This is a genomic window from Paractinoplanes rhizophilus, assembly GCF_042664765.1.
In the GTDB taxonomy this organism is placed as follows: Bacteria; Actinomycetota; Actinomycetes; order Mycobacteriales; family Micromonosporaceae; genus Actinoplanes; species Actinoplanes rhizophilus.
In genome coordinates this window covers 42,110-59,682 of sequence record NZ_JBHTBJ010000041.1, presented here as the reverse complement: position 1 = coordinate 59,682, position 17,573 = coordinate 42,110, and the positions used below count along the sequence as shown (strand labels likewise).

Below are 17,573 nucleotides of genomic sequence, written 5' to 3'. Positions count from 1 at the left end.
GACCACGACACCCACTGGCGCAACTGGCGCCGCCGCCACCAAGCCCGAGCACGCTGGTTCCACCAACGCGCACGTCTCCGACGAGACTATGTCCTGGCCAGCTAGCAAATGGCGGCTGCCGTACTAGGATCCAATGCATGTGCGGTGGAGGCGGGTGACCGTGGCAAAGTCGTATGACATCAAATTTCCTGAGTACCTCGATGGCTATGAGGCCGAGACTGAGGCGAAAGGATACTTGGTGGGAGTGGCAGTCATCGCGAATGGTCGGAGGTTCGACCTAACGATCTATGACCGAGCCCGCTTGGTTCAGGAACTCGATGACGAACTGAGCTCTGATCGTGCCTATTTTGCAGTGTCTAATCTACTCGTCGTTGCGTCTGTAACTAAGGCTGAGATTTCAATGGCAGTAGAGGCTCTGGCGAAGGGGCAATTTCGGGAGTTGATGCCGAGCCTGGCGGAATAGTCACCCGGCGCAGCCGGGGCCATCGGCGATCACGCTTCGTAGCGGTTGATCGCCGTGGCCTCTGGCTGTCTCTGTGGGTTGCCGTCACGGTTGCCGTCACCGATCCCGGTGGTATCCAAGAACTTCGATTAGTCTTATTCGCGCTTGTCGACATCGGCATCCTCTTGGTGGCGTGCCGCGTAGCGGTGCGGTGTCGATGCCCGGAACCAGTTGCCGGGACGATTGGTGCCGGGATAGTCCCTGCCTCGGCTGATGGGGTCGGCGATGGTCGAATTAGACGAATGCTCGGTGTTGGAGGCGTGGGCTGTTCGCGGTGATACTTGGGTGGAGCGCAGTCATTCCCTTCTCTCGGACGTTGCGCACGGTGCTGCCCGACCACCCTCGAGACGTTTTCGGAGGCCCTGTCGGTATCCCGACGACGATCCTGCGTGATGTCTTCCGGCGGGCGCCGACTCGGGACTGACATCCGCCGATGCGTGAGTTTCCGCGGCGAGCCCAGACACGGATCAAGTGCGGTTGGCCGAGGCCGGCGAAGGATGATGAGAACGGGCTTACGGGAAGCGGTAACTCATCAAGGTCGTGAGGCAAGCGAGGGGCCAAAGGAAACGCGCGAGGCATGGCAAGCCGTCAGCTCAGCCACCCGTCCACCGTAACCGGCGGCGTCGGCGGCCGACCGGATTGCCGTGACGCATAGGCGGTCCGTCGTGGACTGGCGTCGTGGTGGCACGCAGAATGGCGCGATGACGACGGTCGATTCGGGGCGGAAGGTCGGACGGGGCGAGCTGGCCCCAGGCTGTCCCGTCCATGCGGGGGATGACGGGGTCTGGCGGATCCAGGACTACGCCACAGCGCGCGAGTTTCTGCGGCACCACGACACCCGGCAAGCCGGCTTCGGGATCGAAGGGGTCAAGCGCTTCGCCAAGGGGATGCGGCTCGCGGTGCTCTACCGGGACGGGCCGGAGCATCGCGAGCATCGGCGGCAGACGGCCAAGTACTTCACGCCCAAGCGGGTGGACGCCGCCTACCGGGAGCTGATGCATCGGCTGGCCGACGAGCAGTGTGCGGTGCTGCGCAAAAAAGGGCGGGCGGACCTGTCGGAGCTGTCGTTTCAGCTGGCGGTGGCGGTCGCGGGTGAGGTGGTGGGGCTGACCGAGAGCCGGGGGAGCATGGCGTTGCGGCTTCAGCGGTTCTTCAACCTGGTGCCGGACGGGGACGCGAAAGGGCTGCGGGCGCTGGAACAGGGGATCCATCAGCTGTTCACGATGGGGGCGTTCTACTGGCGGGACGTGCGGCCGGCCGTCGCGGTGCGGCGGAAACGGCGGCGGGACGATGTGATCTCGCATCTGATCGACGAAGGGTGCAACGCGCGGGAGATTCTTGGCGAATGCGTGACGTTCGCGGCCGCGGGGATGATTACCACGCGGGAGTTCATCTCGGTGGCGGCGTGGCATCTGTTCGGGGACGACGAGTTGCGGGCGCGCTATCTGGCGGCGGGCGAGAAGGAGCGGTTTCTCGTGCTGCACGAGATTCTGCGGCTCGAGCCGGTGGTGGCCGATCTGATGCGGTGGACCACTTCGGACGTACGCGTCAATGGCGTGACGATCCCGGCCGGCGCCCTCGTGGATGTGGGTGTGGCGGCGGCGAATGCCGACGCCGAAGCGGTCGGCGCGGAGCCGGAGCGGGTGTGCCCGGGGCGGAAGCTGGCCGACGGGGTGGGTGACATGGGGCTGTCGTTCGGCGATGGCGCGCATCGATGTCCGGGGGCCTACATCGCGATTCAGGAGACGGACATCTTTCTCACCGGACTGCTTTCCCTGCCCGGGGTACGGATGGTGCGCGAACCCGAGGTGCGGATCCGGCCCGAGATCGCGGCCTACGAGCTGGCCGGGCTGGTCGTGGAGGTGCCGGCCTGACCGAGATCGAGGCCCAGGGCCGCGGTCAGGGGTGGGGGATCTCGCCGGACCGCTCGCGCTCCTCGCCGCGGCGGCGGAGCAGGCGCAGGCCGGGGATGCCGGCGATGGCGAGGTGCAGGTCTTCGGTGACCTCGAGGAGCTTGTGGATGTCGGGGCCGACCTGGTCGAGCTTGCCGAGCAGCGGCATCACGTCGTTCACCAGGTGGTCGCGCAGCTGGGGCAAGGTGTCGACCATGCGGATGGCGGCGGTCACCTCGGTGGGGGACAACTCGTCGACGAAACGGGCCGCGAGCGGAGCGCCTTTGCGCAGCGCCGGGGCGTACGCGTCAAGAAGCTCGGTCGCGTCGCCCGCCGCCGACTCGGCCTGCCGGACCACCGCGGTGGCGTCGGCGGTGATGCCGCCGGCCGAAGCGATCACGTCCTCGACGGCCCGGCTGAGCGCGGACGCCTGGGTGACCACCCCGGCGGCCGTGTCGGTGATGCCGGCCGCCTCGCCGACGATGGCCGACGCGGCGTGGGTGATCCCGCCCGCCTGGCCGACCACGGCCGACGCCGCCTCGGTGATGCCGGTGGCCTGGCCGATCACCACCGACGCCGCCTCGGTGATGCCGTCCGCCCGCGCGACGACCGCGGTGGCGGCGGCGGTGATCTCCCGTGCCTCGGTCACCACCCCCTCGGCGTCGGTGACGATCGTGTTGACCCGGCGGATGAGGGCCTCGGCCTCGTCGGCCAGCACGGTGATGCGGCTGACCAGCAGCTCGGTCTGGCCGAGCACGCCCAGCACCCGCAGCGGCAGGGTGACCGCGGCGGCGGCGGTCTCGACCGCCTGCCCGATCGCGGCGCGGGCGAGGTCGGTGAGCGGTGACACCAGGGGGATGCGCATGCCACCATCATGCGCCCGCGTGACACGCCGGGCGATTGCTCACGCCAGGTGATCGTGGCTGTTCCGTCGGTCGAAAGTACCGGTCGATTTCCGGTGCCCGGGGGGCGGGACGGGCGGCGGTGGCGTAAGCACGGCACTATGGCGCAGTGCGTACTCGAAGTTGGATCTTGGCTGTGGCGGCTGTGGGGATCCTGGGGGGTGGCGGATTGGTCGGCGTGGGCATGACTCGCGGCGACGGGGGCGGCGTGCTGCCGCTGGCCGGCAGCTTCATCTCGACGGCGGCGCCCACCCCGACCGGGCCCAGCCCCGAGGAACTGGCCGCGCAGGAGCGGGCCAAGCGGGCGAAGAACCTGGACGCGGCGCTCACGAAATACGCGGCCACGGTGCCCGAGTTCTCGGTCGCGGTGCTCGACAACAAGACCGGTCAGCGGTATTCGTACCGCGGCGCCGAGAAGTACGAGACCGCGAGCGTGGTGAAGGTTCAGGTGCTGGCCTGCCTGCTGCTCACCGCGCAGGACAAGGACCGCGATCTCACCTCGACCGAGCTGGCCCTGGCCAAACGGATGATCACCCTGAGCGACAACGACGCGACGACCTCGCTGTTCGCGCGGCTCGGCCGGGCCAAGGCGATCACCAAGTGCAACAAGCGCCTCGGCCTGACCCGGACCACCGTCAGCGGCTCCTGGGGGCTGACCAAGACCACGGTCGACGACCAGGTGCGGCTGCTCGCCGAGCTGGTCGACCCCGAGGGGCCGCTCGACGACGAATCCCGCGACCTGGCGCACCGGCTGATGAGCTCGGTGGACGAGGCGCAGGACTGGGGCGTGCCCGCCGCGGCCAAGGCGGGGGAGGACTTCACCGTCAAGAACGGGTGGCTGCCCCGCTCGACCGAGAACAACCGCTGGATCATCAACTCGGTCGGCCGCATCACCGGCGACGGCACGGACGTGTCGATCGCCGTCCTGTCGCACGGGCACGCGACGATGTCGGGCGGGATCAAGGTGGTCGAGAAGGCCGCCAAGCTGACCCGGCAGTACCTCAGATATTGATCAGCGGGTGGCTCAGGCCTCGGACGGGGAGGCGTCGGCGGCGCGGGCCTCGCGCCGCCTGGTGATCCAGGAAACCGTCTGGTTGACCACCAGGATGAGGATCACCGCGGCCACCACGCCCTCCCACGGGCGCGGGAAGATCGACCCGCCGGCCACCCCGATGCCGGCGTAGACGCCCGACCACAGCGCGCAGGCGGGCAGGTTGGCCACGATGAAGATGCGCCACGACAGGCCGGCGAAGGCGGCGGCCAGCAGGACCGGGACGCGGCCGCCGGGGATCAGGCGGGACACCAGCAGGACCGGGATCGGGGACTTCTCCAGGCGCACCTTGACCGACGCCAGGTGCTCCTCGTCGCGCAGCCAGCGCAGCCGCCGGGCCAGTTGCTCGCCGCCCAGCAGGCACATCGCGTACATCACCAGGTCGCCGCAGTAGGCGCCGGCGGCGCCGAAGACGATGACCAGGGCGATGGTGATCGGGTGCTTCTCGTGGAAGGCCAGCGCGGCGGCGCCGCTCACCGCGGCGCCGGTCGGGACGACCGGGATGATCGCGCCGAACGCGACCACGCCGAGCAGCCAGAACAGGGCGCCCAGGTACGACATCATGGGGCGCGCTCCACGGTCAGGGACTCGCCCTGGGACAGGACGCGGACGCGGCTGTCGGGCGCCGCCCGGGCGGCCAGCTCGGCGAAGCGGGCGCCGGGGTCGCGGAACATGTGCGAGCGGACGCGGGAGATGCCGATCGGCCACAGGGTGCCGTAGTGGATCGGCACGGCCCAGTCGGCCCGGACCCGGCGCAGGGCCTCGGCGGCGTCGGCGGCGTCGAGGTGGCCGTGCGCGCCGAGGGTGGGCCCCCAGCCGCCGACCGGGATGAGGGCCAGGTCGAGCGGGCCGATCCCGTTCATCTCGTCGAACAGGCCGGTGTCGCCGGCGTACCAGGTGCGGGCGGCGCCCTCGACGACGAAGCCGATGGCGAGCGCCCGCGAGCGGGACCACGGGCCGCGGCCGCCGTCGTGCGCGGCGGGGACGGCGCGGACCCGGACGGCGCCGACCGTGGTCTCGTCGCCGGGGGCCAGCTCGACGCAGCGGGCGGCGGAGGACGGGCCGAGCGTCTTGGCGACGAACGACGCGGCCCCGCGCGGGACGATCAGGACGGGGTCGCCGGGCACCAGGCGCAGCGACGCCAGGTGGAAGTGGTCGGCGTGCAGGTGCGAGAGCAGCACGGCGTCGGGCGGGCCGGGCAGCGTGGGGGTGGGGCCGGCCAGCCGCTTGAGGTGGGCCACCCGATCGGTGAGGACCGGGTCGGTGAGCAGGGTGACCTCCGAGTCGGCGAGCCACACGGTGCTGTGCCCCGACCAGGTCACCGATGTCGCGCTCACCCGTTCACGGTACCGAGCCGTCTCAGCGCGCGGCCCAGCAGGCGGGCGTACGCGTGCTGGAACACAACGGGAATCGGGCCGCCGAGCCGCATCAGCAGCCGCGCGGGCCGGCTGTACGAGGTCACCGTGAACCACACCCGGTCGTGGGGCTCGAGCGTGACAAGGAAGGCCTCCTCACCCGAGGCGGGGTGACCGGGTAATGTCCCATACGCAAATCCCGCCTTTTGATCGGATTTTTCCGCCCAAATCACCTCACACGGCGCTCGCAGCGGCCCGAATCCGACGGTGACCCGGACGCCGGGAGTGGCAACCGGGGCGGAGGCGGCAACTGACGCTCCGGTCGCCCGATGCATGGCGAAGGAGAGCACGGCCTGCGACGCACGGGCGTAAAGATCGTCCCCGGAGCCCAGGAAGACCCGGTAGGAGAGGTGCCGGAAGCCGGGCGGCCGAAGCCCGGACAAAGTGCCACCCACCGGGGAGTAGGTCAAGTCGCTCACCCCCTCATGATTCCCGAGTCGCCCCGAGCCCATCCCTCCGGCACACTGACGTCGTGACAGGACCCCGGAGCGCCGTGGTGGTCAACCCGGCCAAGGCCCCTGCCGAGCTGCGCCAGACCGTCGGGCGGATGCTGGCCGAGGCCGGCTGGCCGCGCCCCTCGTGGCACGAGACCACGCCCGAGGACCCGGGCCGCGGCCAGGCGAAGAAGGCGATGGCCGACGGCGCCGAGCTGATCTTCGTGTGCGGCGGCGACGGCACGGTGATGGCGGTGGTCGGCGCGCTGGCCGGCACCGACGTGGCGATGGCCGTGCTGCCGGCCGGCACCGGCAACCTGCTCGCCGCCAACCTCGGCCTGGTCGGCGAGCTGCCGGCGGCCGTGCAGGTCGCGCTGGACGGCGGGCGCCGCCGGATCGACGTGGGGGTGGCCGGTGACCGCTGCTTCGCGGTGATGGCGGGCATGGGCTTCGACGCCCAGATGCTGGCCGGCACGTCGGAGCGGGCCAAGAAGCGGATCGGCTGGCTCGCGTACGTCGTCGGCGCCGCCAAGCACCTGCGGGACCGGCCGATGCGGGCGCGGATCGTGATCGACAACCGCCCGCCGATGCCGCGCCGCCCGCGTACCGTCATCGTCGGCAACGTCGGCCGCCTCCAGGGCGGGGTGCGCCTGCTGAGCCGCGCGGATCCGGCCGACGGCAAGCTCGACGTGGCGATCCTGAGCCCCAACAACCTCGGTCACTGGGCCCGGCTGTCGTGGGCGGTGCTGCGCCGGCGCGAGCGGGTGCCGCTGATGGAGACGTTCACCGCCGAGCGCGTCGAGATCCACACCAGGCGGATCGAGCCCCGCCAGCTGGACGGCGATCTCATCGAGCCCGGCCGGAGCCTGAAGATCACCATCAAACCCCGGGCCCTTCTGCTCTGCGTTCCGCTTCCGGACGGCGACCCCGATTTGGCGTACGACGTGAGCGCCGCGGCCCGCCGGGCATCGTCCTGAGTGCACCCCCGCCGGCCGCGGCGCGGTGTACGCGACGTCCGCTCCGGGTAAGACCGCCCGCGTGAGCGTTGCCGAGAAGAGAGCGGGATGGTACTTCGCCGAGCGCAGTGTGCTCGGCCTGGCCGCGGTGGTCGCCGCCGGGCTGGGTTTCGGGACGTTGCTGCTGCTCGTGCGGTACAGCTGGACGCCGATGCTGCGACTCGACCAGCATCTCGACGACCGGCTCAACGCGCTGATCGCGCCGCACCCGGCCGCGGTGGCGGTGTTCAAGGGCATCTCCGCGGCCGGCGGCCGCGGCTGGCTGGTTCCGCTGGTCGTGCTGGTGGTCGTGCTGCTGCTGATCCGGCGTCGGCCGCGACTGGCGTTCTATCTGGCGGTCACCGGCCTCGGCGCGGTGCTGCTCGACCCGTCGCTCAAGGCCCTGGTCGGCCGGGTCCGGCCGGTGGTGGCCGACCCGATCGCGGTCGGCGGCGGCAACAGCTTCCCGAGCGGGCACACGCTCAGCGCGACCGTCGTCTACGGGGCGCTCACGCTGGTCTTCCTGTCGCTGGCTCGGGGCAAGTGGCGCTGGTGGCTGGTCGGGGCGGCGGCGCTGCTGGTCTTCGCGATCGGGGTGAGCCGCCTCGCGCTCGGCGTGCACTTCCTCTCCGACGTGATCGGCGGATGGCTGCTCGGCCTGGCGTGGATCAGCGTCACCGCGTACGCGTTCCGGGTCTGGCGCCGCGAAGCGGGGCAACCCGCCGCGCCGCTGGCGGAGGGCCTCGAACCGGAAGCCGCCGCCGACCTCGCCCCCGCCCCGGACGAGACGGCGATCCTGCCGCATCCGTGGGCGAAGGGCGCCGAGATCCTGGTCGGCTGGGTGTTCACGTTCGGCGTGCTCTACTTCGTCGGGTACGCGGTGACGCGCTGGTCCCCGCCGTTCGACGACGCCTTCCCGCGCTGGCTGCAGACCTTCCGCACGCCGGCCCTCGACGACGTGAGCTGGCTGTGGAGCAAGGCCGGCGACACGCACGCCATCCTCGCCGTCTCGCTGATCTTCTGCCCGATCGCGCTGGCCGTGTGGCGGCAGTGGCGGCCGGTGCTGTTCATCGTGCTGGCCATGTTCGGCGAGCTGACGCTCTTCCTGGTCACCGCGGCCGCGACCGGCCGTCCCCGCCCGCAGGCCGAGCACCTGGACGGGACGCTGCCGACGTCGTCGTTCCCCTCCGGCCACATCGCCGCCACCATGTGTCTGTGGACGGCGATCGCGCTGATCTGCATCGGCCGCATCGAACGCTGGTGGCGCTGGCTGTTCCTGGTTCCGGTCGTCGTGATGCCGGTCGGTGTGGCAGTGTCCCGGATGTACCGCGGCATGCACCACCCGACCGACGTGCTGGGCGCCCTGCTGCTGACCGTGTGCTGGCTGTCGGTGCTGTGGTGGACCGTCCGTCCCAATGCGGAGGCTCTCGGTGCGCATGCTGACCTGGAACATCCTGACCGGCGGCCGGAACGGCCGGCTCGACCGGGTGGTGACGGTGCTCCGGCGCGAGTCCCCCGACCTCGTGGCGTTGCAGGAGCTGGGCGGCTTCGACCGGCGGCGGATCGCGACGCTGGCTGACTCGCTCGGCATGGTGGCGCACCTGGCGCCGTCGGTCTTCGGCCAGCCGGTGGCGGTGCTGGTGCGCCCGCCGCTGCCGATCGTCCGGCGCGAATCGGTGACCTGGCGGCTGCATCACGCGGCGGCCGCGGTGACGGCCGGGACGCTGACGGTGGTGAGCACCCACCTGCACGCGGACTCGCCGCGCCGCCGCTACCGCGAGGCGACCTGGCTGGCGCACCGCTACCGGCGCCGCGGCGAAGTGCTCATCGCCGGCGACATGAACGCGCTCAGCGGGTTCGAGCCGATGCCCTCGACCGGGCGATTCTCGGTGGGCAGCCGGTCGGATCCCGCGGCGATCGCCGCGTTCGAGAAGGCCGGCCTGGTGGACCTGTGGAAGGTGGCCGGTACCGGCTCGGGACTCACCGTGCCGACGGCGGCCGGGGTCGGGGACCCCTTCGACCCGATGCGCCTCGACTACGTCTTCGGCACCCCGGCGGTGGCCGCGCGCGTGCGTGCGGTGTGGGTGCTGCGGGGCGACGAGATCGAGTACGCCTCGGACCACCACCCGCTGCTGGTGGAGATCGCCCCCGCGTGAGTCGCGGCCGCCGGCGGTGTCTGCAAAGGAGCCCCCTCGATCCATGGAGAGGGCTCGATGCTAGTGGGCGCGCGGATGAAGGGAAACGTGTGGATCTTCGCGGCGGGTCGCGAGCACGTCGGCGACCGCGGCGGCCAGGGCGATCAGCACGAACCCGACCGTCACCCACAGCGAGTCGCGGAACGCCAGATCCCAGCTGCCGTGGAACGCGAGCCGGTTGAAGAACATCGAGCCGACCGCGGCGATCCCGACGGCCGTGCCGATCCGCTGGCCGGTCTGCAGCACCGCGCCCGCGCTGCCGGCCCGGCGCACCGGCACCTCGGCCAGCGTCAGCGTCTGGTTGGGCGCGATCACGAACCCGCTGCCCAGGCCCGCGACCAGCAGCGGCAGCGCGGTCGCCCATCCCGCGCCGCGCCCGGGCACGAAGTGCAGCGCCAGCACGACGCATGCCAACCCGGCCGCCACCAGCACCAGGCCGATGGCGACCAGCGGGCGGCCGTACCGGATGACCACGCGCCCGCCGATCGCCGAGGTGACCGCCGAGCCGATCGCGAACGGGGTGATCGCGATGCCGGCCTCCAGCGCGGTGTAGTGCAAGCCGCTCTGCAGCAGCAGCGTGTAGGTGAAGAAGATCGAGGTGAAACCGCCGAAGTAGAGCAGGCCGACCAGCGCCCCGAGGCCGTACGACCGGACCCGGAACAGCGACAGGTCGACCAGCGAGGTCGCCCGCCGGGCGTACGCCCGCTCCCACCACCCGAAACCGGCCAGCACCAGCGCCCCGGCCACCGCGAGCAGCCACTTGGCCGAGCCGTGCCATTCGCGCTCCTGCACCAGCGGCAGGAGCAGCAGCACCACGCCCACGCCGAGCAGGAGCACGCCGACCGGGTCGAGACTCTCCTGCTCGCGCCGCTCCGGCGGCCGGCTCGGGATCCACCGGTAGCCCAGTACGATCGCCACCAGCCCGATCGGCACGTTGATGTAGAAGATCCAGCGCCACCCGTCGGCGGTGCCGAAGACCTGGATCAGCAACCCGCCCAGCAGCGGCCCGATCGCGGTGGAGATCCCGATGGTCGCGCCGAGCAGCCCGAACGGCCGGCCCCGCTCGCGCGGCTCGAACAGCTGCTGGATCAGCCCCGACACCTGCGGGTTCACCACGCCGGCCGCGGCGCCCTGCACCAGCCGGGCGATCACCAGCCACAGCGCGCCGGTCGCCATCCCGGCGGCCGCGCTGGCCAGCGTGAACGCCGCCAGGCCGAAGATGAACACGTTCCGCCGGCCGCGGGCGTCGCCGAACCGCCCGGCCGGCACCAGGATGAGCCCGAAGGTCAGCGCGTACCCCGACAGCACCCACTGCAGCTCGCCCGGGCCGAGGTGCAGATCGGAGCGGATGGACGGCAGCGCGACGTTGACGATGCTGACGTCGAGAAGGGTCATGAAACCCGCGACCAGGGCCACGCTCATGGCGTGCCAGCGATTTACCACCACGCCGCAGTTTCCCGCGCCGGTGCCGGGCAAACCAGGCCCTTGAGTGCGCAAGGTAACTTCCGCGCATGCGCGTCACCCGCTCCGCATCCATCGCCGTCGCTCTGCCCGTCGCCCTTCTCGTGCTCGCCGCGGCCGGGCTCTGGCTCGTGCTCGGGGCCGGGGGCGGGACGCGCACCGGGCACGTCGTGATCGGCGGCGTGCCGATGGTCGAGGTGCATCCGCGGGTCGCGCCGGGGGAGCGGCGTCCGGGGGTCGTGGTGGCGCACGGGTTCGCCGGGTCGGCGCGGCTGATGCGGCCGTTCGCGGACACGCTCGCCGCCCACGGGTATGTGGTCGTGCTGCCGGATTTCGACGGGCACGGCGCCAGCCGCCGCCCGCTGCCCCGCGACGACGCGGCCGACACCGTGGCTCTCCAGCGGGACCTCGACCTGGCGATGACGCTCCTGCGGGTGCAGCCGGACGTGGATCCGGCACGGATCGCGCTGGTCGGCCACTCGATGGGCGCCGCCGCGGTCACGCGTTACGCGGCCGCGCATCCCGAGGTCGGCGCGACCGTGGCGATCTCGCTGCCCGGCGGCGCGACCGGGCCGGTCGACAACCTGTTGCTGCTGGTGGGCGGGCTGGAGTTGCCCGGCTTCCACGCCGCGGCCGCGGCGGCCGGCGAGCGCGGCGGCCGGCATGACGCGGTGGTGACGGTGCCCGGGGTGGAGCACATCTCGATCCTGTTCGCGCCGCGCACCCATCGGGAAACGGCCGGCTGGCTGGACGAGGCATTCGGCGGGCCGCCGCAACCCGGCCCGCTTCCGTTTCCGGCCCGGCGCGTTCTCGGCGCGGCCGTATTGATGGCGGCGCTGGCGATCGGCGTGATTCCGCTGGCCCGGTTGTTGTTCGGCCCGCCCGCCGGAAAATGGCCGCGGTTCGACCGGCCGCTGATCGGCCGGGCGGGTGGCGTCGCCGGGGTCGCCGCCATTCTGGGCGCGCTGATCGCGCCATTCCTGCCGAGCGCGCGTCTTCCGCTTTCGCTCGGCGGTTACGTCGTCGGGCTCGCGTCGGTCACCGGCGCGGTCGTCATCGCGTACACCTGGCGGAACCGGAAACCGGAAACGTTCCGCCATGCGTTCGCCGCGCCGGTTCTCGCCGTTTACGCGGCGATCGCGGTCGCGATCCCGCTGCATCTCGGCCTCACCTATGCGATTCCGGGTGGGTCGCGCTGGGTGCTGTTGGTCGCGGTCTGGGCGGGCTTCGCCATTCTCGCGTACGGCGGGGAAAGGCTCGCCTATGGAAACAGTTTCGGGGTACTCGCGGTTTCGGCCGTCACGGTGGTGGCCCTGACCGCCGCCGCTGTCGCCGGCCTGACCTCGGGTTTCGTGCTGCTCGTCGGGCCACTGCTCGCCGTCCTGCTGCTGTGGCAGGCACTGTGGAGCGCGGTGCTCAATCGTTTCGCGGCCCCTCGGTGGCTGATCGCCGCGGCCGGCTCGCTGCTGGTCGCGTGGCCCATCGCCACCGCCCTGCCGACGCTTTGACGACGCTTCCAAGACGCTTTAGAACAGCGCCACCCCGGTCGCGATCAGCGCGACCACCTTGATGATTTCCAGCCCGACGTACGCGTAATGCGCGCGCGACCGCGGCGCGTCCTGCCCCTCGAGAACCGCGTTCGATCGGCGGGTCAGCGCGGGCCGTACGGCGAAAAGCTGAACGACCAGCGCGACCGCCGCGACCAGAAAGGCCACCCACCCGGCGTCGCCCACCACAAGCGCGACGGCAATGCCGGCCGCGAGCACCACTTCGACGGCGTTGAGCGCACGGAACACCAGCCGCCCGATACTCAGCCCGATCGGCAGCGTCACGCCCGGCGCGCGAAACTTGAGCGGCGCCTCGAGGAACGAGATCCCCAGCACCATCCCGAGCCACACAAAGACCAGCGCCACGGCCACCGCCGCCCCATTGCTCATGGGCCGGACGTTAGCTCGCGCCGCCCGCCCCGACACGGGCCAAAGGTCCCGTCCCGCAGCGATAGCATGAAATCGCGCCCGGATTCCCGGCGCCGCGGTCCCCGACGTCACCGCGGGTGGCAGCGCCGCGTCCTTCGAGGCCGCGCCGTCGAGGCCCGAAGGTTAACGAAAATACCCGGGGGTATACGGTCCGTCGTCCCGAACGCAACGTACGGTTGTCGAGGCGTGAGAGAGGACGGGACGCAACCGTGACGACGATGGGATTCTGGCAGCCGGATCCGCTGGAGCCCCTGGCCGGTCAGGCCGACGAGGTCGAGCTCAAGGTGGTGGTCCCGCGGCGCGACGGGCGGTCGCTGGGCATCGACCCGGATCGTGGGGCCGCCCGCCGGGTGTACTTCCTCGACACCCCGGGCCTGGCCCTCTACCGGCACGGCGTGATCGTCCGGTTCCGCGACCGGGCGAAGCGGCGCGACGACGCCGTGGTCAAGCTGCGGCCGGTCGTGCCCGGGCGGGTGCCGGGCTGGCTGCGCGACGCCGACCGGTTCCAGATGGAGATCGACGCGCTGCCCGGGCACGCGGTGTGCTCGGGCGCACTCAAGGAACGGCTGGGCCGCGACGAGGTGTCCCGCGCGGTCGCGGCCGGACGCCCGCTGGCCAAGCTGCTCTCCGGCCGGCAGCGCCGGCTGCTCGCGAAGTACGCGCCGGCCGGCGCCGGCCTGGACGACCTTATCGTGTACGGGCCGATCGACGTGCGCTGCACCAACGTGCGGCTGCGCGGGCTCGACCGCGGCCTGACCGCCGAGCGGTGGCGCTTCCCCGACGGCTCCGACCTGTTGGAGCTGTCCACCAAGTGCGCGGTCGACGAGGCCGCCGCGGTGGCGAAGAGGGTGACGGCGGCGCTGCGGGCGTACGGTGTGGCGCCCGCCGCCCGGCAGCACACCAAGACCGAGATGGCGCTGCTCACCTGACGAACGCGTGGCTTCAGGTCGTCGCCGGGGCCGGCGCGGGGGCGGGGGAGGAGCCAGTCGGCCGGCGTACGCCGCGGATCAGCAGGTAGCCCACCATCCAGAGCTCGCCGACGGATGCCGGATACGCCATGGCGTCGAAGACGGCCGGCGCGTCGGCGAGGTACAGGACGAACGGGCTCAGCACATACCCGGCGCCGCCGACCATCAGGAGCCGGCCCAGGGCGCGGGGCATCCAGCCGGATCGCAGCACGCACCAGCCCATCGGGATCAGCCACAGGCCGAAGAACAGCGCTCCCACGGCCCACATGTTCAGACTGATCAGGTACAGCAGGTGGACGATGGTCGCCGCGTCGCCGAACGGGTCGGCCGCGACCTGGACCGCGGTGCCCAGCATCGCCGCGCTGACCAGGCCCACGGCGGCGTTGACCAGGCCGAAGGCGGCTATCCCACCGGCGGCGACGGAGTGCACGCCGCGGAACAGGCGATAGAACCAGACGGCGGTGCCGGTCTGGGCGACGACCATGGCCAGTTCCAGCGCGACGCCCGTGCGGGCCAGCGAGGCGTGCGCGACGAGGTTGGCCAGCGTCGCGGCCGGGTCGCCGGCCGCGAAGAGCCGCGGGCGGACGACGAGGAAGCCGAGTACGGCAGAGACGGTCATGCCGAGGTAGAACAGCCCGGTCATCCGTGCGGTACGGGTCAGCGCGTGCATCGGGACTCCTTCTCGGTCCGGCGGTTTCTCGGTCCGGTGGTGGCGAGGCGCTTACTGCTCGGTGTCGCGGTATCCGAAGACGTCGTCGAGCGGCGCCCCGAAGACCCGCGCGATCTGGAAGGCCATCTCCAGCGACGGCGAGTATCGGCCCTGCTCGATCGCGATGATGGTCTGGCGGGTCACCCCGATGCGGTCGGCCAGCTCGGCCTGGGTCATCTCGCCGTGCGCGAAGCGCAGCGCCCGGATCGTGTTGGTGACCCTGGTCGGCTTGCCCACACCTACCAGCCTCGCCGGTAGGCGACTATCTTCACGATCGCCGAGGCCAGCGCCGCCAGCACGAACGCCAGGTAGAGCGCGTGCGCGATCCAGAACTGCTGGGCCTCGGCCATCGCCAGGACCAGCGGCACGATCGCGGCGATGCTCATCACGTAGAAGCCGGCGTACTCACCTCGCCGGTTGATCTCCCGATCGCGCTCGTCGATCCGGTCCGGCTCCCTGGGCCCGGCCGCGGCGGCCACGATGGCCAGGACGATGCCCGCGCCGATCCCGGCGCCGATCGAGATGAGCATCGGTTTCACGTACGCGATCGTCGCCACGTCCGCGCCCGGCACCCGGGACAGGATGGTGGCCAGATAGACGGCCGGGACGACGACGCCGACCAGGGCGGAGATCCAGGTGCGCTTCTCCTCGGACGACATGCCCCACCCCCGTGTAAAGAAAGTTTGACATGTCCGAATGTAAAGCGAAGCCAACATGATGTCAAGAATCTTTTACTCGAGCGGGCGTTCGGCCCGCCCTCGGTGATCCGGATGGTTGCCAAGTAATTATGTGATCAAGTGAGCGCCACGATCACGATCCCCGCGAGCGCCGCAGCGAGCAGGGTGAGCACCGGGCCGCGCCGGAGCACCAGGGCGAGAACGGCGGCGCCGGCCAGGACGAAGTATTGCCAGGGGTGCTCGAGCGCCAGGACCAGCGGGACGGCCGAGCCGAGGATGGCGCCGATGGCGGCCGGGCCGGCGCCGTCGAGGAAAGCGCGCACCCGGCGGTCGGCGCGGAGGCGGTCGAAGCGGTGCGCGCCGAGCAGGATGAGCGCGAACGAGGGGCCGAACGCCACCACCGCGGCGAGCAAGCCGCCGGCCAGGCCCGCCGCCGCGTAGCCGACCACGGCCACGGTGTGCACGACCGGGCCGGGGGTGACCTGGCCGAGCGCGACGGCGTTGAGGAACTGGGCGGCCGTCATCCAGCGGTAATGGTCGACGGCGTCGGCCTGCATGAGCGGGATGATGACAAAGCCGCCGCCGTACGAGAGAGCGCCGACCTTGGTCGCGACCCACGCGACCGACAGCAGGACGCCGCCGCCACCGGCCCCGGCGACGGCCAGGGGCAGGGCGCGGGCCTTCTTCAGGCCGGCCGGCACGCGCTGGGCGATCACCTCGGCCACGCCGCAGGCGATCAGCAACAGCACCAGCCAGGGCCCGGTCGTGGCCGCCGCGACCGCGCCGAGCAGCAGGTAGAGCGACCATCGCCGGCGGCTGCTGCGCTCGGGCGCGCCGCGCCAGCCGGCCGGCATCAAGCTCCAGCCGGCCTGCACGGCGACCGCCGCCACCGCCGCCCCGGCCCCGGCGCCCGCCGCCGTCACCGCGAGCGGCGGGCTGCCCTCCAGGAACAGCGCCGCCAGCGCCAGGATCACGATCAGCCCCGGCACGATGAACGCGGCCCCGCCGACCAGCGCCCCGGCCCGGCCGCGCACCCGCCACGCGCAGAAGATCGCCAGCTGCGTGGAGGCCGGGCCGGGCAGCAGGTTGCAGGCGGCGATGGCGTCCTCGAACTCGCGCGGGGTGAGCCATGCGCGGTCGTCCACGCAGAGCTTGCGCAGCAACGCGATGTGCGCGGGCGGCCCGCCGAAGCCGACGCAGCCGATCCGCCCCCACTCCTTGAGGACCGTGCCCAGCCCGGCGGTCATCCAGCGGCCGGTTGGAACAGCTCGATCGGATTGCCGGCCGGGTCGTCCAGCACGATCTGCTTGCCGCCCGGGCCGGTCACCACGTCGCTGCGGAACTCGACGCCGGCCGACCGCAGCCGGGTGACCTCGGCGTCGATGTCGTCGACGAGCAGGTGGATGCGGTTCCAGCCGCCGGGCCCGGGCTTGCGGCCGTCGGGCATCGGGCGCCCGGCCGAGCTGTCCGGCCCGGAGAGCAGCAGTCGCAGGTTGCCGCGGCGCACGTCGGCGAACGCGGGCGGGAACACTGTCTCGCCGGGGACGAACCCGAGGTGCTCGGTGTAGAACTCGATCGCGGCCCGCACGTCGTCCACCAGGTAGCGGACGTGCACGGTGCCGTCGGTGGCAGTCATGACGGCTCCTTCGTCAGGTTTTGCCTCGTCAGGTTTTGCCTCGTCAGGGTGTGCAGCAGGAAGGTGATCCGCTCGTCGAGCGCGTCCGCGAGCCGATCGAAGTCGGCTCTCTCGGCCGGTTCCGGCGTGCTCCAGTGCGTTGGGCGCGGGTGGCCGGGGAATTCCGGGCAGACCTCGCGGACCTTGTCGCACAGGGTGATCACCCGGTCGAAGCGCCGGCCGGCGAACTCGCTCAGATGTTTCGGGCGGGCGCCGGCGAGATCGATGCCGCGGGCGGCCATGGCCGCCACGGCGTCCGGGTGGAGGGGCTTGGGGTGGCTGCCGGCGCTGCGGGCTTCCACCGATTTTCCGGTACGGCTGCGCAGCAGCGCCTCGGCCATCTGCGAGCGCGCGCTGTTGCCGGTGCACAGGAACAGCACCCGGGCCGACACTCCGGCCGGGTGCGCCGGCGGCGACAGCCGCAGCCCCGGGTGCAGGGCGCCGCCGGTGTCCGCCAGCAGGGCGGCGCAGCGTGCCAGGTTGAGCGCGTAGTAGGTGTCGCGCCGGTCGGCGCTGCTGCGCCGGGCGCTGACCAGGTCGGCCTTGCGCAACTTGCCGAGGTGGTACGACACGAGGTTCTGCGGCTGGCCGAGCAGCTCGGTCAGCTCGTGCACCTGCCGGTCGCCGGTGGCCAATGCGCTCAGCAGCCCCCACCGCACCGGGTGGCCCGCGGCGCTCAGGAAGGCCGGCGGTTCCTGCCCCATCCCCGGATTACATCAAA

General features: G+C 71.7%; 20 protein-coding genes. 8 read left to right on the top strand and 12 right to left on the bottom strand.

Annotated features, from left to right (window positions below; all coding sequences use genetic code 11):
• Window positions 1-154: 154 nt before the first annotated feature.
• Window positions 155-463, top strand: coding sequence for a hypothetical protein (locus ACFQS1_RS34015; protein WP_378976116.1), 309 nt, complete (start codon window positions 155-157; stop codon window positions 461-463).
• 740 nt (window positions 464-1,203) lie between these two features.
• Window positions 1,204-2,376 carry a cytochrome P450 gene (locus ACFQS1_RS34010; protein ID WP_378976115.1) on the top strand — a complete coding sequence of 391 codons (1,173 nt, stop codon included), beginning with the start codon at window positions 1,204-1,206 and terminating at the stop codon, window positions 2,374-2,376.
• A 25-nt stretch (window positions 2,377-2,401) separates the two neighbouring features.
• Here ACFQS1_RS34010 and ACFQS1_RS34005 read toward each other — a convergent pair whose 3' ends face one another.
• On the bottom strand, window positions 2,402-3,259 hold the full coding sequence (locus ACFQS1_RS34005) for a hypothetical protein (protein ID WP_378976114.1): 858 nt from the start codon (window positions 3,257-3,259) through the stop codon (window positions 2,402-2,404).
• Window positions 3,260-3,480: 221 nt separating this feature from the next.
• Here ACFQS1_RS34005 and ACFQS1_RS34000 point away from each other — a divergent pair, with 221 nt between their 5' ends.
• The gene (locus ACFQS1_RS34000) at window positions 3,481-4,308 is read left to right on the top strand and encodes a serine hydrolase (protein WP_378976120.1); all 828 of its coding nucleotides are present in this window, start codon (window positions 3,481-3,483) and stop codon (window positions 4,306-4,308) included.
• A 12-nt stretch (window positions 4,309-4,320) separates the two neighbouring features.
• On the opposite strand, the gene ACFQS1_RS33995 is transcribed toward ACFQS1_RS34000, so the two are convergent.
• Genes ACFQS1_RS33995 through ACFQS1_RS33985 form a run of 3 tightly spaced genes read right to left on the bottom strand, consistent with a single transcriptional unit; the run spans window position 4,321 to window position 6,181 of the window.
• Window positions 4,321-4,911 carry a DedA family protein gene (locus tag ACFQS1_RS33995; protein WP_378976113.1) on the bottom strand — a complete coding sequence of 197 codons (591 nt, stop codon included), beginning with the start codon at window positions 4,909-4,911 and terminating at the stop codon, window positions 4,321-4,323.
• A complete protein-coding gene (locus tag ACFQS1_RS33990; protein ID WP_378976112.1) occupies window positions 4,908-5,684 on the bottom strand; it encodes an MBL fold metallo-hydrolase in 777 nt (258 codons plus the stop codon). The genes ACFQS1_RS33995 and ACFQS1_RS33990 overlap by 4 nt, the downstream gene beginning before the upstream one ends.
• Window positions 5,681-6,181, bottom strand: coding sequence for a DUF1990 family protein (locus ACFQS1_RS33985; protein ID WP_378976111.1), 501 nt, complete (start codon window positions 6,179-6,181; stop codon window positions 5,681-5,683). Before ACFQS1_RS33985 ends, ACFQS1_RS33990 begins: the two co-directional genes overlap by 4 nt.
• Window positions 6,182-6,234: 53 nt before the next feature.
• On the opposite strand from ACFQS1_RS33985, the gene ACFQS1_RS33980 reads away from it, so the two are divergent.
• From ACFQS1_RS33980 to ACFQS1_RS33970, 3 genes are all read left to right on the top strand, one after another.
• Complete coding sequence (locus ACFQS1_RS33980) at window positions 6,235-7,173, top strand: diacylglycerol/lipid kinase family protein (RefSeq protein WP_378976110.1); 939 nt, start codon at window positions 6,235-6,237, stop codon at window positions 7,171-7,173.
• Between the two features lie 61 nt (window positions 7,174-7,234).
• Window positions 7,235-8,770 (top strand): phosphatase PAP2 family protein, encoded by a 1,536-nt coding sequence (locus ACFQS1_RS33975; RefSeq protein ID WP_378976109.1) that lies wholly within the window; start codon window positions 7,235-7,237, stop codon window positions 8,768-8,770.
• Entirely contained in the window at window positions 8,688-9,347 is a 660-nt protein-coding gene (locus ACFQS1_RS33970; protein ID WP_378976108.1) for an endonuclease/exonuclease/phosphatase family protein, read from the top strand. Before ACFQS1_RS33975 ends, ACFQS1_RS33970 begins: the two co-directional genes overlap by 83 nt.
• Window positions 9,348-9,407: 60 nt before the next feature.
• Here ACFQS1_RS33970 and ACFQS1_RS33965 read toward each other — a convergent pair whose 3' ends face one another.
• Entirely contained in the window at window positions 9,408-10,808 is a 1,401-nt protein-coding gene (locus tag ACFQS1_RS33965) for an MFS transporter (protein WP_378976119.1), read from the bottom strand.
• An 89-nt stretch (window positions 10,809-10,897) separates the two neighbouring features.
• Between ACFQS1_RS33965 and ACFQS1_RS33960 the strand changes: the two genes are divergently transcribed.
• Window positions 10,898-12,355, top strand: coding sequence for an alpha/beta hydrolase family protein (locus ACFQS1_RS33960; protein ID WP_378976107.1), 1,458 nt, complete (start codon window positions 10,898-10,900; stop codon window positions 12,353-12,355).
• Window positions 12,356-12,373: 18 nt separating this feature from the next.
• Here the strand turns inward: ACFQS1_RS33960 and ACFQS1_RS33955 are convergent, their stop codons facing one another.
• Window positions 12,374-12,766 (bottom strand): hypothetical protein, encoded by a 393-nt coding sequence (locus tag ACFQS1_RS33955; protein WP_378976106.1) that lies wholly within the window; start codon window positions 12,764-12,766, stop codon window positions 12,374-12,376.
• A gap of 275 nt (window positions 12,767-13,041) precedes the next feature.
• Between ACFQS1_RS33955 and ACFQS1_RS33950 the strand changes: the two genes are divergently transcribed.
• Window positions 13,042-13,752: a hypothetical protein gene (locus ACFQS1_RS33950; protein WP_378976118.1), complete on the top strand. Its 711-nt coding sequence runs from the start codon at window positions 13,042-13,044 to the stop codon at window positions 13,750-13,752.
• Window positions 13,753-13,765: 13 nt separating this feature from the next.
• On the opposite strand, the gene ACFQS1_RS33945 is transcribed toward ACFQS1_RS33950, so the two are convergent.
• The 6 genes from ACFQS1_RS33945 to ACFQS1_RS33920 all read right to left on the bottom strand — a co-directional run bounded on the left by ACFQS1_RS33945 (window position 13,766) and on the right by ACFQS1_RS33920 (window position 17,556).
• Window positions 13,766-14,461, bottom strand: a complete 696-nt coding sequence (locus ACFQS1_RS33945) for a DUF4386 domain-containing protein (RefSeq protein ID WP_378976105.1) — start codon at window positions 14,459-14,461, stop codon at window positions 13,766-13,768.
• Window positions 14,462-14,512: 51 nt separating this feature from the next.
• Window positions 14,513-14,737 carry a helix-turn-helix transcriptional regulator gene (locus tag ACFQS1_RS33940; protein WP_378976104.1) on the bottom strand — a complete coding sequence of 75 codons (225 nt, stop codon included), beginning with the start codon at window positions 14,735-14,737 and terminating at the stop codon, window positions 14,513-14,515.
• A gap of 2 nt (window positions 14,738-14,739) precedes the next feature.
• On the bottom strand, window positions 14,740-15,159 hold the full coding sequence (locus ACFQS1_RS33935; protein ID WP_378976103.1) for a hypothetical protein: 420 nt from the start codon (window positions 15,157-15,159) through the stop codon (window positions 14,740-14,742).
• Between the two features lie 134 nt (window positions 15,160-15,293).
• Window positions 15,294-16,424, bottom strand: a complete 1,131-nt coding sequence (gene chrA, locus ACFQS1_RS33930; protein ID WP_378976102.1) for a chromate efflux transporter — start codon at window positions 16,422-16,424, stop codon at window positions 15,294-15,296.
• A complete protein-coding gene (locus tag ACFQS1_RS33925) occupies window positions 16,421-16,813 on the bottom strand; it encodes a VOC family protein (RefSeq protein WP_378976101.1) in 393 nt (130 codons plus the stop codon). Before ACFQS1_RS33925 ends, chrA begins: the two co-directional genes overlap by 4 nt.
• Window positions 16,810-17,556: an arsenate reductase/protein-tyrosine-phosphatase family protein gene (locus ACFQS1_RS33920; RefSeq protein WP_378976100.1), complete on the bottom strand. Its 747-nt coding sequence runs from the start codon at window positions 17,554-17,556 to the stop codon at window positions 16,810-16,812. Before ACFQS1_RS33920 ends, ACFQS1_RS33925 begins: the two co-directional genes overlap by 4 nt.
• Window positions 17,557-17,573 lie beyond the last annotated feature (17 nt).

Bases quoted from the DNA above. Each gene is read 5' to 3' on its own strand.
- ACFQS1_RS34010 (WP_378976115.1), top strand. From the start codon at position 1,204: ATGACGACGGTCGATTCGGGGCGGAAGGTCGGACGGGGCGAGCTGGCC.
- ACFQS1_RS34005 (WP_378976114.1), bottom strand. From the start codon at position 3,259: ATGCGCATCCCCCTGGTGTCACCGCTCACCGACCTCGCCCGCGCCGCG.
- ACFQS1_RS34000 (WP_378976120.1), top strand. From the start codon at position 3,481: ATGACTCGCGGCGACGGGGGCGGCGTGCTGCCGCTGGCCGGCAGCTTC.
- ACFQS1_RS33995 (WP_378976113.1), bottom strand. From the start codon at position 4,911: ATGATGTCGTACCTGGGCGCCCTGTTCTGGCTGCTCGGCGTGGTCGCG.
- ACFQS1_RS33965 (WP_378976119.1), bottom strand. From the start codon at position 10,808: ATGAGCGTGGCCCTGGTCGCGGGTTTCATGACCCTTCTCGACGTCAGC.
- ACFQS1_RS33960 (WP_378976107.1), top strand. From the start codon at position 10,898: ATGCGCGTCACCCGCTCCGCATCCATCGCCGTCGCTCTGCCCGTCGCC.
- ACFQS1_RS33950 (WP_378976118.1), top strand. From the start codon at position 13,042: ATGGGATTCTGGCAGCCGGATCCGCTGGAGCCCCTGGCCGGTCAGGCC.
- ACFQS1_RS33945 (WP_378976105.1), bottom strand. From the start codon at position 14,461: ATGCACGCGCTGACCCGTACCGCACGGATGACCGGGCTGTTCTACCTC.
- ACFQS1_RS33935 (WP_378976103.1), bottom strand. From the start codon at position 15,159: ATGTCGTCCGAGGAGAAGCGCACCTGGATCTCCGCCCTGGTCGGCGTC.
- chrA (WP_378976102.1), bottom strand. From the start codon at position 16,424: ATGACCGCCGGGCTGGGCACGGTCCTCAAGGAGTGGGGGCGGATCGGC.
- ACFQS1_RS33925 (WP_378976101.1), bottom strand. From the start codon at position 16,813: ATGACTGCCACCGACGGCACCGTGCACGTCCGCTACCTGGTGGACGAC.
- ACFQS1_RS33920 (WP_378976100.1), bottom strand. From the start codon at position 17,556: ATGGGGCAGGAACCGCCGGCCTTCCTGAGCGCCGCGGGCCACCCGGTG.